Origin of the sequence: Streptomyces lanatus, assembly GCF_014655715.1 — a bacterium.
GTDB classification, from domain to species: domain Bacteria; phylum Actinomycetota; class Actinomycetes; order Streptomycetales; family Streptomycetaceae; genus Streptomyces; species Streptomyces lanatus.
This window is the reverse complement of sequence record NZ_BNBM01000006.1, coordinates 438,387-450,477: the sequence shown is the minus strand read 5'-3', so window position 1 is coordinate 450,477 and position 12,091 is coordinate 438,387. Positions and strand designations below refer to the sequence as shown.

Below are 12,091 nucleotides of genomic sequence, written 5' to 3'. Positions count from 1 at the left end.
GGACTTATCGGGGTGGGGTGTGACAATCCCGAGGGGTGAATGGCTCCGCTCGTCAGGTCCTCCGGGGAGGCTCGATCCCCAACTCGGCCAGCAGCGCCCGCACTCGCCGGGATACGCGTCCGAGCCGGGCCACGCCCCTTACCGGGACCGTGGAAGGGACGCCCTTCGAATCGACGCCCTCGCCCGCCCGGGCTGGCGCCGTACGTACGGCGGGCCGCGGCCGTACACGCCGCTGTGGCGACGGCTGCGTGAGGACGAATGGCCGCCGCTGGGTGAGGTGTTGCGGGGGCGCCGGGAGCAGGTGCGCCGCCCCGGCGTGGTGCTGGCGCTGTTCCTCCCGTGCCTGTGGCCGCTGACCGTGCCACTGCTGGTCGGCTACCAACTGGCCCGTACGGCCCGCCGTATGGCGCGCCGGGTCTTCCCCGTACACCCGGAAGGGCGCGTCGAGGATCCCGTGGTGCTCCGGGTCCAGCGGGTGCGGGCCTGGCTGGCCCTCGCCATGTCGGGGCTGTTGCTGGCCGTGTTCGGTGGCTGGGACGACCTGGCGGAGGCACCGGGGCAGTTCCTGCTACGGCTGTTGTACGCGCCCTGGTTGGCGCTGCTGACCGCGGCGGTGGTGGTGGCGCTGCTGTTCTGCGCGGCCGGGTCCGCGGCGCGGCGGGCCATGCGGGCGCGGCTGTGGCCTGCCGGCCGGTCGGCCCTGTGGTACTTCGGTGCCTGGACGCTGGTGCCGTTGCTGTTCACGGCGGCGGCCGAGGGGATGGGTCTGCTGCCCAACGGCGCCGACGTGCTGCTCTGGGCGTCCGTGATGTTCGTGTGCTGGGCGCCGTTCTGGTGGGTGATCTTCTTCCTCAGCTTCGCCTCCGGCCCGGCGCTGCGCCACGCCTTCAACCTGTCCGCCCTGCATACGGCGCTGCCCGCGCTGGTCACCTCGGTCCTGGTCTGGACGTTCGCCTTCCTCGGCCTGTCGACGGGCGGCCTCCCACCCGGCCCGGTGCCCCTCGCCCTCTGCGCGTTCCTGGGCGGCCCGGTGTCGGTGACGGCGGTGGCCTGGTGGGAGGTTCACCGGTTGCGGCGGCGGCACGGGGTGCGGTGGAGGAGTTAGAAGCAGCGCCCGACCCGACCGAAGCCGAATCAGGCGCTGCGTAGCAGGTCAGAAGGGGTTTCCCCTTCCCCGCACCGGTAGGCCCTGTGGGACTCGAACCCACAACCGATGCGCTCACGCAGGAAGGCCGACTGAACAGCACTGTCGACGTCGTCGTTCAGAGGTGCAGCAGGCGCTGGGTGATCTCCCGGTACTGCCTCAACGCCTGGTGGAGTTCGGCGGCCCGCGTTTCGGGGTCCTGGTCCTGCCAGCCCTCGCGGAGGGTACGTCGCTGTTCGGCGAGGACGTCCATGAGCTGGGCGGTGGCGTCGTCGAAGGCGCCCTCGGCTTCCTCCAGTGACTCACGCGGGGCGTCGGGGAACGTGTTGACGGCCCGCCCGAGGCGCCGGACGATCTTGGCCCTCGCGTCCGAAGGGATCAGCGGTGCCTGGCCGGGGGCACGGTGTCCCGTGACGTCGCGGGGCTGGTCCGCGGGCTGTTGGGCGCGTGTCTGGTCGTACATCGTCGAGTACCACTTTCCTTTGCGTCGTGCGGACATCGGCCTGTGTCAGTGCGATCAGCACGATGCCGCTTGCGAGCAGCCGCGGTTGTTGCACAGGCGGGAGTACGGTGAAGGAGACGAGGACCTTTCGTACGCCGAAACCCGGACCGGCTCAGGAACGCCCTCTCGTGTTCCGGTCCTCGTGTTCCGGTGAGTCCACCAGACCACGCTCCTTCCACCGCACGCCACCCGTCCTCAGGGACAGCCCGGGGCCCCGACCTGTGGCCGTCGGCATCCGCCTCCCACTCATCCGTGTACCTTTCGCCGGCAGGAGCCCCCATGGCCACCGCACTGCAACCGCCGCCTCCCTCTCATCCTCTCCTGCGCCTTCGACTGGCACCCCGCGGCAACCTGCCGAGGCCCATCGACGGAGCATGGTGGCCCCGGTCGTACGACCTGCTCGCCGAACTTCCCCGGCTGCTCGCCGGGTTGCCGCGTACGTGGGGCCACATCACCAGCGTCACCGTCAACGGGGCGACCTGGCCCGCCGGACCCGGCCGGATGCTCGTCGCCAACCAGGTCCTACGACTGCGCAGGAACCTCGCGCCATCCGCCCCTCACACCATCGTCCTACTCACTCCCGGCCAGGGGCGCTGGGATCTGGTGGTCGTGGCCCCCGACACGACCGAGGAGGCCGCGGGACCGCTCATGGCGGCCGCGGCCGACGGTGATGTGTGACGCGACCCGCCGCGTACCTCGCGGCCCTGGCGGTCGGTGAGTTCCGCGCGTTGTGCTTCGAACCGGAGAACCAGGCGGGTCGCGACGACCACCAGGATCAGCGGAGCGCTGACGGTCAGGGCGGCGAACACGGCGTTCACACCCCCACGGCGTGCTGCTGGTTCACGCCGGGCGACGAGAAAGCCCTGCCACTCCCGCTCTTTCCGGCCTCCGGGCCTGCACCACGGGCCCGTTCCGCCGTCATGAGCGTGGTCGCGGTCGTCGGCCGGCCGGTGTCCGCACTCGCGGCCGCCAGCAGCCGGGCGGCCGAGGGGGCACCGCTCTCCGGAGGGATCACCAGGAGGTTCCAGCGGCCCGCCGTGGAGGACTGCAGAAGGATCGCGTGCGGATCCAGCTCCGCCGTGAACCAACCGACCCTCACCACATGGCCGTTGACGACGACCCTGGACGGGAGGATCGGCCAGTGCCGGGTGCTGACGGCCACTCGGGTGATCCGTCCCCACAGCGGATCCAGCACGTCCGCCAGCGCGGAGAGTTCGGCCGGCAGGTCGCGTGAGCGGGGCCACCAGGCGCCGTCCAGGTCGGCGGGCCCACCGGAAGGGCTCTCGGACTTCAGCGCGAGGCGCGCGGTCGGGGCCCTGAAGGGAACGGCCCGCGGCGGAGGAAGAGGGATGGTCGCGCACATTACGCAAGACCCGTCTCCGGACCCTGCGTCAGCACAGCCGTCCGGTGTCGTCGCTCACCAGGAACGGCACCGGCATCGGAGCCGGTGTGCGGAGTGCTCCCGATGCCTTCACGCTACTCCCCGAAGGGGTCGGGTGGACCGTTCCCTGCCCCCGGCTCAGTTCCGCCGACGGGTGCTCTCTTCGGGCCGGCTGCTCTCCAGCCACGACCGTGCCGGTTCTGCCGGGCGGGAGGTGTCCACAGTGAGGTCGAGGCGCGTTCCCCCGTCGACACCGGCGGGATAGCTGCGCTGCTCGGTGGCGGCGAAGCAGCGTCGGAGAGCCTCCGCGACCCGACGTGCGGCCTCGGGCGAGTCGGCGACGATACGGACCTCGGCGTACCCGCCCCGGGGCGCTTCCATGGGCTGCATGGCGACCTCGGAACTCGATGGCCCGGCAGAGAGGGACCGGTTCTCTCACTCTACCCCGGTGTGTCCCACAGCCCTCGCGGATGCCCCTCGGGCTTCCCTTCCGCCGTCCGCCGGGGAGTACCGTGAAACGAGGAAGCCACGCCGTTCCTCCGTCCCCGGCAGGCAGGCGAGAGCGATGCCCGACTCCCACTCCCCGCAGGTGACCAGGCTCCTGCCGGACGCCGTCCACCAGGCTGTGCGGCCCGGCACGGCCGTCGTACGACTGGAGACGACACACGACCGCCAGGGAGTGCTGGACGGGGCGTGGTGGCCGCGCTCCCGTGACATCTCCGCCGAACTTCCCGCCCTGATCACCGCGCTCACCGGATACCTCGGGCCCATCACGCGCGTCGGCCTGGACGCCGACGCCTGGGAGGAACTACCGACGCGGATGACCGTCGACGGCCGTGTCGTCCACATCGATTCGTCTCCGGTCGGCGACGACACCGTCCTCATCACACGGAACGAGCGGGATCTCTTCTCCCTCCTCGTGGTCCCGCCGCACGCGACGCCCGACGCCGCCCGCGCCGCCATGGCCGAGGCGGTCCGCGCCGACAACGTCACGCAGGCCGCGCAGATCCTCGTCGATACCGGTAGCGGGACGTGAGAGGGGTCAGCCGCGGCGGTCCTCGGGCCGGTCCGGCGCCGGTGCGGGGATGTCCGTGGCCGTGGTGTCGAAGCCGCCCGGGATGATCCCTGTGGCGGGTCCGCCGGGCGCAGGTGGCGGGCGCGGGCGTACGACCGGAACGCGACGAAGGCGTTGTCGACGGAGGTGCTCCGCCGCTCCGCCGGACGCGCTGACCGGCGCCATCCTGAACAGGGCTCCCCGCGAGGGCCGGAACAGGAACATGCCCGGGTTCGGGCTGTTCCCGCAGTGGTCGTCGGAGTTGCGCCGCGCGGCCGTCCATCAGGCCACGGGGATGGTCAGTATCTGACTGGTCGTGTCCGTGGAGGTCGCCCTGCTGCGGCTGCGGGCTCGCGGACGGGCGCGGGGACCTGCGGATCATCGCCGCCTTGGACGAACACACCCGGTTGCTGGAGCTGTTCGCGCTCCATCCCGACCGGGGCCCGTGCGTGGAGTGCTACCGCACCGGCGCCGCGCGGACCGACATCGACCTGACGTGCCCGGACGCGACCGCGGGCCGGCCGCACTTCGCCGCGGGCCCGCGAGGCGGGTACGTGACACACGCCACCCCACAACGGCTGCGCCACCGCGTGGTCGGCGCGCTCGACCTGTTCCAGACCACGCCCCTCCGCCTCGGCGACGACATCGCACTCGCCCAGGCACCCGCCCTGGGACGTCCGGTGGTGATCAGCAACGTCGGCGCCCCGGTCTCGGCAGCCGGTTCGCCGACGGGACGTGAGTCCGTCCACGGCAGCCCAGTACTGCCCTCGGGCGTCACTCGCCGAGAACGGCTCCGTCACGCTGCCCGGGCGTCCGGCGTGGTCTCGGTGGCTCGGAGGCAACGCCGGGCACGGCGGTCCGAGGCCCGGGTAACCGGAGTTCGCTTTCCCGGGACAGGGTCAGCAGGCAGGGAGTGCCCCCACCCGGCAACCCGACCATGTCTCCTTGGTTCAGCCAGTCCCAGGACTCGTAAACGGCTTGTCCGGCATCGTCGGCCGGACGGAGCAGGGCGACTCCGAGTGCAACGTGCCGATCGGCCAGCAGGCGCTGTTGCAGGCGCCGGGCAATGTCGCGGTGCTGGGGGTGCTGAGGCGCCACGACCTGGGTGAGGAGCAGGAACCGGGCACAGCCGGTGATCCGTTGGACGCTCTCCTGCAAACTCTGCTCGGACCCAGCACCAGGGCCCACCGGAAAACCGAAGGAACAGCCCACCAGCACCGTCGTCTCGGCGACCAGCAACGCGAAGCCGGGCCGCCGGGCGCTGGCAGCCAGCCGCCACAGGAAGTCACCCCGCTCGTGGCACGCCTTCCCGGAAGAGCCCACACCTGACGTCACCACCAGGTCGGCGATCTCCTCGGTCATCCCCTCCGCCTGCTGACGAGTCAGCCGACGCAGGCGGATCCCGTCCTTGACGGCCGGCGCACGGGCCTGGTCGCCCGTCGTCCGCGTGCCGCCGGCCGCAGGACCCGCCGCAGCCACGTCCAGCAGTTCGCGCAGCACGGCGGGGGGCACGGGATGTGCCGGGTCTGCGAGGAGCCGGGACGCGGCTCCCGTGACGTCGAGGAGACGGCTGATCTGCACGCACGGGTGGTGCAGCCACAAAGAGGCATGCACCCGGTCGGCCCGCCTCGACGTCGTCAGGAAGACATCCAGGCCCTTGGCGTCGCAGGAGCCGACGGTGGTGAGGTCGACGTCGATGACGGTCACCCCGTCGCGCAGGCACTGCTCCAGTGCGGCCCGGAGCAGGGGCACCGTCCCCGGCCCGATCTCACCGGTGAGCGTGACGAGGGCCCGCTCCCCCCGGTCACGGCGGTGGATGTCCAGTCGCTGCACAGCCCTCACACCGCCCCCCGGCCGGGAAGCTCATCGCCCAGGGCGGACAGCGGACGTGCTCCGATCGCGGCGGACATGATGCCGGCCCGTCTCCGCACCGCCCGGTCGAGCGGTCCGGGGTTCGTCTCTCGCCGAGGACGACTCCGGCACGAGTACCGGAGTGCGTGATGCCCTCGGTCTCTTCACCGTACGTCGCCGGCCGCCCCGACCCACAGCGCCGAACGGGCTCACCCGAAACGAGCGCACCGCCTGCCGAGCGGCTCATGGAGACGACATCCGGGCAGACGGTCCACCCGAGGGGCACACTGCCGAACCCCACGCTCACCGGGTTTCCACCGACCGCTTCCGCAAGCTGCCGCGGCTCTATGTGTTTCCCGCTCGTGCCTTGCGCGGCTCGCGGTTCTCGAGTTCGCCGGTCCCATCGCGGGCGGTGAGGACGACGGTGAGGAGGTCTCCTCGCACAGCTCGCGCACTGCCATTTCCGTGATGGGCTCGCCGGGTTCGCTCTTGCCGACGGGAAGGTCCCACATGCCCTGGGCGAACCTGGCGTTCTTGCTGCGCTGGAGGAGGACGACGCGGTTGGTGGCCTGGTCGTGGACGATGATGGCGGCGACCAGCAGGGTCATGGAGTCAAGGGCGGGCGGCCAGGCCTTGGACCGGTCGTCGGGCGCAGCATGCGGGTGGTGGCTTCGTGGTCGTAGAGGAGTGGTATGGCCACGCCGGCTGTGGTGAAGAGGGCCACGGCGGCGAACCAGCACGGCGCTCGACATCAGCACGGCCCAGGTCGGCGGCGGCCAGAAGCGGATCGGGCTCCTCTGACACCGCGACTACGAATCAGCGCCCGAGCCGACTGAAGCCGACCCGGACGCTGCGTAGCAGGTCAGAGAGCATATCCCCCGCCTACCACCGGTAGGCCCTGTGGGACTCGAACCCACAACCAATGGATTAAAAGTCCACTGCTCTGCCAATTGAGCTAAGGGCCCAAGCGATGTTGCCTCCCCGAGCATAGCCGGACGTGGCCGAGTCTCCGATCGGGTATCGGGGTCACGGCCACGTCAGCGGTGGCGGTGGGGGCGGACAGGGGCGGAAAGGCCCGGCCCGCGCGCCGAGCCACCACTACGGATCCACAGGCTCAGCCGCCCCCGCCCCCGCCCGCGCCGCCTCCCGAGCCAGCGTCCGCTCATGCTCAGGATTGAGGAACCAATGCCGAGCCGAAGCCAGCCACCAGGTCCAGGCGAAGCCGAGGACGACCAGGACGGCGATGGGCGCGTAGTTGAAGGTCTCCCAGGTCACCGGGGAGACCTGCGGCAGCATGAACAGCACCGTGATCACGCCGACCCACGCCACGGCGACGACGCCCACCACCCCCGACCAGCGGCCCAGATGCCACGGCCCCCGCTCGAACGCGTCCCCCTTCCGCACCCGCAGCAGCGTCGGAATGACGTACGCGATGTACAGGCCGATGACGGCGATCGACGTCACCGCCGCGTACGCGGTGACGTTGATCAGGTAGGGCAGGCCGAGTACGAGCGCCCCGCCCGCCGCCAGCCACACCGCGGCGACCGGGGTGCGGGTGCGTGGGCTGACCGTGTGCCACACCCGTGAGAAGGGCAGGGCGCCGTCGCGTGAAAAGGCGTAGATCATGCGGCTGTTGGCCGTCACCGACGCCATCCCGCAGAACAGCTGCGCCCCGATGACGACCAGCAGGAGCAGCTTGCCCGCCGTCGCGCCCAGTGCGTCGAGGAGGATCTGGGCCGGCGGCGCGCCCGTCGGGGACGTCCGCGCACCCTCGTACGACTGGATGGCGAAGGTGAAGCCGAGGAGGAGCACGAAGCCCGCTATCCATGACGTCCAGATCGACCGCACGATGCCCTTCGGGCCCGCCGTCGACGCGTCGTGGGTCTCCTCCGTCATATGGGCCGAGGCGTCGTAGCCGGTGAAGGTGTACTGGGCCATCAGGAGCCCGATCAGGACGACGTACACCCCGCTGCCCCAGCCCGTGTTGTTCACGAACTCGCCGAAGACGAAGGACGCGGACTGATGGCGGTCCGGTACGAAGGCCAGCGCGCCGACGATCACGGCGACGCCCAGCACGTGCCACCACACGCTGATGCTGTTGAGCAGCGCGACGATGCGCACGCCGAAGGTGTTCAGCAGGCCGTGCAGCAGCAGGATGCCCGCGAAGAGCAGGATCGTCCGCCCCGGCGTCACCTCGAAGTCGAACTGCAGGTTCAGATACGCGCCCAGGAACGACGCGGCGCCGAAGTCGATGCCCGCCGTCACCGCCACCTGGCCCAGCACGTTGAACCAACCCGTGAACCACGCCCAGGCGGCGGCCGTACGGGGTGGCGCCAAGCGGTGGGCCCAGAAGTACAGGCCGGCGGAGGTCGGGTACGCCGAGCAGATCTCGGCCATGGAGAGCCCGACGAACAGGGTCATCAAACCCACCGCCACCCAGCCCCACATGATCACCGCCGGGCCGCCCGTGTTCATGCCGAACAGATAGAGCGTCAGACAGCCCGACAGGACCGAGATGATCGTGAAGGAGACCGCGTAGTTGGAGAACGCCGACATGCGGCGGGCGAGAACCTGCGTGTAGCCGAGCTGGGCCAGCCGTTGCTCATCAGACAGCCCACTCGCTATGGCGTCATCTGTCATGTCCCCAGCGATTCCCTCCCCGGGGACGTGACACACATCACAGCATGGCTAAAAATGCCCCTGCTGCAACCTGTTGGAACCTGCACGAAAAAGGGCCCGTACGACCGAGTCGTACGGGCCCTTCCGATTCAGCTCAGCAGACGTCAGCCGTTGCGCTTCCAGCGCGGCTTGTCGTCACGGCGACCGAAGGAGGACGAGCCGCCGGTGCCGCGGTGGTCGTCACGACGGCCGTACGGGCGGTCGTGGCCACCGGCGCGGAAGCCGGGACGGTCGTCACGGCGGTCGCGGTTGAAGGGACGGTCGCTGCCACGGTGACCGCCACGCTCGTCACGCCGCTCGAAGGAACGGCCCGCCGGACGGTCGTCACGACGGAAGCCGCCACGGTCGTTGTCGCGACGCTCGAAGGAACGGCCACCACGGTCATCACGACGCTCGTCACGACGGAAGCCGCCACGGTCGTTGTCGCGACGCTCGAACCCACGGTCGCCACCACGGTCACGGTTGAACCCACCGCGATCACGATCGAACGAACGCCCACCACGGTCATCACGACGCTCATCGCGACGGAAGCCACCACGGTCGTTGTCACGACGCTCGAACCCACGGTCGCCACCACGGTCACGGTTGAACCCACCGCGATCACGATCGAACGAACGCCCACCACGGTCATCACGACGCTCGTCACGACGGAAGCCACCACGGTCGTTGTCCCGACGCTCACGACGCTCGTACGACGCCGGAGCCTCGGCCCGGTCCACGTCCTGCGCCACCGGCTGCTCGGGCACGGCCACCTCGACGGCCTCGACCGCCGCGGCCTGCGCCTCGGCAACCGCCGCCTCCGGGTCATCGCCCCGCTCACGCGCCGCACGCGCGACGAGCCGGTCGGACTCCTCACGCAGCTCCACGGCACGCCGCTGCGCCCGCTCCAGCTGCTTGGTCAGCTGGGCGACCTCACGCTCGGCCTGCTGCGCGGCGTTGCCCGCCGACTCGGCCTGCACCTCGGTCATCGAACGGGCGCCGGTGATCTCGGCGACCTCCGGGTCGAAGGCGTTGCCGCCCTGGATGATGTGGCGCGAGGCGTCGACGCCCGCGTCCTCCATCAGCCGGAAGATCTGCCGGCGCTGATGCGGAAGCGACAGCGACACGACCGTGCCGGTGCGGCCCGCACGAGCCGTACGGCCCGCCCGGTGCAGGTAGTCCTTGTGGTCACCGGCCGGGTCCACGTTCAGGACGAGGTCGATGCCGTCGACGTGGATACCGCGCGCGGCGACATCGGTGGCGACGAGGACATTGACGTACCCGTCCTTGAAGTCCGCGAGGGTCCGGGTCCGGGCCCCCTGCGTCATACCGCCGTGCAGCGCGTCCGCCTTGGCACCGGCGTCACGCAGCTGCTCGGCGACACGGTCGGCGCCCAGCTGGGTGCGGACGAAGATGATGGTGCGGCCCTTGCGGGAGGCGATCGCGGCGGTGACCGGCGCCTTGTCCTTGGGCTTCACGATCAGGATGTGGTGCGACATGGTCGTCACGGCGCCCTGCGCGGCGTCGACCTCGTGCGAGACCGGGTCGACCAGGTAGCGCTTGACCAGCGTGGAGATCTCGTTCTCCATCGTGGCCGAGAAGAGCATCCGCTGACCGCCCGCCGGAACCTGGTCAAGCAGCTCGGTGACCTCGGGCAGGAAGCCCAGGTCGGACATCTGGTCGGCCTCGTCGAGCACGGCGACCTCGACGTCCTCCAGGGAGCAGGCGCCGCGGTTGATGATGTCGCGGAGCCGACCCGGGGTCGCCACCAGCACATCCACACCCCGCTCGAGGGCGTAGATCTGGTTCCCCATGGACGTACCGCCGCACACGACCTTCATCTTCAGGCCGAGCTGGTCGCCGTAGGGCTGGAGCGCGTCCGCGACCTGCATCGCGAGCTCACGGGTCGGGGTGAGGATGACGGCGCGCGGCTTGTGCTTCTCGGTACGGCCGCCGGACAGACGCGCCAGCGTCGGCAGACCGAACGACAGCGTCTTGCCGGAGCCGGTACGGCCACGGCCCAGGATGTCCTTGCCGGCCAGGGCGTCCGGGATGGTCGCGGCCTGGATCGGGAAGGGGGTCGTCACACCGTTCTGCGCGAGCTTGCGCACAACGCCTTCGGGGAGACCGAGATCGGCGAAGGTGATCTCGGGAGCGGTCTCTTCGGCACCCTCGTTCTCGGGCACGACGACCTGGTCAGGACTGGAAATGGACATGCGTAAGCGAAACCTTCCGGAGTCTCGTCGGCACGCGCCCGTCAACTCCGTGATTCGCAATACGACCGCCTCAATGCGGTCAGCCACGGCAAGGGAGAGAACGCGCCACACGGCGCGCTCTGCAGTGGCGCCGGGCAAATGGGATCAAACGATCTACCACCATACGCACCCCCGGCCCCCCAAGGCAAATCGACCGAAGCCGGTGTAGGCAACGTCACTCGCCCCTGGTCACGCCGGTGCCCCCGCGGCCGGCGCCGGCTCCCGCTGCCCCAGCTGCGGCCCCGTCTCCTCATGCGCGGACGACGACGGCTCGGCCTCCGTGGGCGTCGGCGTGGCGGACGACGGCGGCTCCTCGGTGAGCGTCGGCTCCGGCTCCACCGTACGCGTCGGAGTCGGCTCGGCCGTAGGAGTGGGCCCCGGCTTCCCCGTACTCCCCGGCTTCTGCGGCCGCCCACCCCCCGCCGGAGCGGACGCACTCACGTCCGAGGAAGCGGGAACCGAAGGAGACGCCGACCCCCCGCCCCCCTTCCCGTCCTTCTCCGCGCCCTTCCCCTTCGCCTTGCCCCGCCCACCGTCATCCGCGTGCGCCCCGTACCCGGAACCGCCACCCGACACCGCCGACCCTCCATCGGGCGCCTCACCACCCCGCTGCCCGGAGGAATGCGACGGCTTCACGCTCCCGTCACCACCGTCCTCACCCACGCTCATACAACCGGCGGCAGCGGCGACGGCCATGACCGTGGCGGCCAGACGGACGGGTACGTACAAGGGGCGCACGGTGGCCACCTCCAGTGGCGGGCGAAGAAGTCAACCTGCCCAACTCCCGCCGCCCACAAGAGGACACGCGCCCCATGACACAGCCCGGCCGCAGGCGCGTAACAGCCGTAACAGCGCCCGACTCACCCGTAACCGAGCGCGTGCAACCGCTCGTCATCGATCCCGAAGTGATGCGCGATCTCATGCACCACCGTCACCTCGGTCTCCTCGACGACCTCCTCCCGCGACTCGCACATCCGCAGCGTCGGCCCCCGGTAGATCGTGATCCGATCCGGCAGCACCCCCGCGTACCACTCACCGCGATCCGTCAGCGGAGTCCCCTCGTACAACCCGAGCAGCTCCGGATCGTCCGCCGGCGGCTCGTCCTCGACGAACACCGCGACGTTGTCCATCAACCGCGTCAACTCCTGCGGAATCCGGTCCAGCGCCTCGGCGACCAGTTCCTCGAACTCCTCGCGCGTCATCTCCAGCACAGCCCCATTGTCGGGTACGACACACCCCGCAAGGA

12 protein-coding genes, 1 tRNA gene and 1 pseudogene are annotated in these 12,091 nt (G+C 70.5%); 3 read left to right on the top strand and 11 right to left on the bottom strand.

Features of this window, described 5'->3' with window-relative positions; all coding sequences use genetic code 11:
- Positions 1 to 19: 19 nt before the first annotated feature.
- Positions 20 to 1,105: a hypothetical protein gene (locus tag IE325_RS19550; protein ID WP_308437667.1), complete on the top strand. Its 1,086-nt coding sequence runs from the start codon at positions 20 to 22 to the stop codon at positions 1,103 to 1,105.
- A 157-nt stretch (positions 1,106 to 1,262) separates the two neighbouring features.
- Here the strand turns inward: IE325_RS19550 and IE325_RS19545 are convergent, their stop codons facing one another.
- Positions 1,263 to 1,607, bottom strand: a complete 345-nt coding sequence (locus IE325_RS19545) for a hypothetical protein (RefSeq protein ID WP_190071214.1) — start codon at positions 1,605 to 1,607, stop codon at positions 1,263 to 1,265.
- Positions 1,608 to 1,925: 318 nt separating this feature from the next.
- Between IE325_RS19545 and IE325_RS19540 the strand changes: the two genes are divergently transcribed.
- Positions 1,926 to 2,324, top strand: a complete 399-nt coding sequence (locus IE325_RS19540) for a DUF5994 family protein (RefSeq protein WP_190071213.1) — start codon at positions 1,926 to 1,928, stop codon at positions 2,322 to 2,324.
- Positions 2,325 to 2,460: 136 nt separating this feature from the next.
- Here the strand turns inward: IE325_RS19540 and IE325_RS19535 are convergent, their stop codons facing one another.
- Positions 2,461 to 3,009, bottom strand: a complete 549-nt coding sequence (locus IE325_RS19535; RefSeq protein ID WP_190071212.1) for a DUF5994 family protein — start codon at positions 3,007 to 3,009, stop codon at positions 2,461 to 2,463.
- A 156-nt stretch (positions 3,010 to 3,165) separates the two neighbouring features.
- Positions 3,166 to 3,417, bottom strand: coding sequence for a hypothetical protein (locus tag IE325_RS19530; protein WP_190071211.1), 252 nt, complete (start codon positions 3,415 to 3,417; stop codon positions 3,166 to 3,168).
- Between the two features lie 175 nt (positions 3,418 to 3,592).
- Here IE325_RS19530 and IE325_RS19525 point away from each other — a divergent pair, with 175 nt between their 5' ends.
- Positions 3,593 to 4,063, top strand: a complete 471-nt coding sequence (locus IE325_RS19525; RefSeq protein ID WP_190071210.1) for a DUF5994 family protein — start codon at positions 3,593 to 3,595, stop codon at positions 4,061 to 4,063.
- A 792-nt stretch (positions 4,064 to 4,855) separates the two neighbouring features.
- Here IE325_RS19525 and IE325_RS19520 read toward each other — a convergent pair.
- The 8 genes and pseudogenes from IE325_RS19520 to IE325_RS19490 all read right to left on the bottom strand — a co-directional run bounded on the left by IE325_RS19520 (position 4,856) and on the right by IE325_RS19490 (position 12,056).
- Complete coding sequence (locus tag IE325_RS19520) at positions 4,856 to 5,914, bottom strand: STAS domain-containing protein (protein ID WP_229911876.1); 1,059 nt, start codon at positions 5,912 to 5,914, stop codon at positions 4,856 to 4,858.
- A 227-nt stretch (positions 5,915 to 6,141) separates the two neighbouring features.
- Positions 6,142 to 6,540, bottom strand: coding sequence for an NUDIX domain-containing protein (locus tag IE325_RS47050; protein ID WP_350895063.1), 399 nt, complete (start codon positions 6,538 to 6,540; stop codon positions 6,142 to 6,144).
- 29 nt (positions 6,541 to 6,569) lie between these two features.
- Positions 6,570 to 6,727 (bottom strand): annotated as a pseudogene (locus IE325_RS46125) (tetratricopeptide repeat protein); the annotation flags it as partial.
- 97 nt (positions 6,728 to 6,824) lie between these two features.
- Positions 6,825 to 6,897 (bottom strand) — tRNA-Lys (locus IE325_RS19510).
- A 133-nt stretch (positions 6,898 to 7,030) separates the two neighbouring features.
- Positions 7,031 to 8,572 carry an amino acid permease gene (locus IE325_RS19505; protein WP_190071208.1) on the bottom strand — a complete coding sequence of 514 codons (1,542 nt, stop codon included), beginning with the start codon at positions 8,570 to 8,572 and terminating at the stop codon, positions 7,031 to 7,033.
- A gap of 143 nt (positions 8,573 to 8,715) precedes the next feature.
- Complete coding sequence (locus tag IE325_RS19500; RefSeq protein WP_190071207.1) at positions 8,716 to 10,806, bottom strand: DEAD/DEAH box helicase; 2,091 nt, start codon at positions 10,804 to 10,806, stop codon at positions 8,716 to 8,718.
- Between the two features lie 228 nt (positions 10,807 to 11,034).
- Complete coding sequence (locus IE325_RS19495) at positions 11,035 to 11,583, bottom strand: hypothetical protein (protein WP_190071206.1); 549 nt, start codon at positions 11,581 to 11,583, stop codon at positions 11,035 to 11,037.
- 122 nt (positions 11,584 to 11,705) lie between these two features.
- Entirely contained in the window at positions 11,706 to 12,056 is a 351-nt protein-coding gene (locus IE325_RS19490) for a metallopeptidase family protein (protein WP_190071205.1), read from the bottom strand.
- Between the last annotated feature and the right edge of the window lie 35 nt (positions 12,057 to 12,091).

Excerpts from the sequence above, each read along its gene's own strand:
- IE325_RS19545 (WP_190071214.1), bottom strand. The coding sequence starts at position 1,607 with ATGTACGACCAGACACGCGCCCAACAGCCCGCGGACCAGCCCCGCGAC.
- IE325_RS19540 (WP_190071213.1), top strand. The coding sequence starts at position 1,926 with ATGGCCACCGCACTGCAACCGCCGCCTCCCTCTCATCCTCTCCTGCGC.
- IE325_RS19535 (WP_190071212.1), bottom strand. The coding sequence starts at position 3,009 with ATGTGCGCGACCATCCCTCTTCCTCCGCCGCGGGCCGTTCCCTTCAGG.
- IE325_RS19530 (WP_190071211.1), bottom strand. The coding sequence starts at position 3,417 with ATGCAGCCCATGGAAGCGCCCCGGGGCGGGTACGCCGAGGTCCGTATC.
- IE325_RS19525 (WP_190071210.1), top strand. The coding sequence starts at position 3,593 with ATGCCCGACTCCCACTCCCCGCAGGTGACCAGGCTCCTGCCGGACGCC.
- IE325_RS47050 (WP_350895063.1), bottom strand. The coding sequence starts at position 6,540 with ATGACCCTGCTGGTCGCCGCCATCATCGTCCACGACCAGGCCACCAAC.
- IE325_RS19505 (WP_190071208.1), bottom strand. The coding sequence starts at position 8,572 with ATGACAGATGACGCCATAGCGAGTGGGCTGTCTGATGAGCAACGGCTG.
- IE325_RS19500 (WP_190071207.1), bottom strand. The coding sequence starts at position 10,806 with ATGTCCATTTCCAGTCCTGACCAGGTCGTCGTGCCCGAGAACGAGGGT.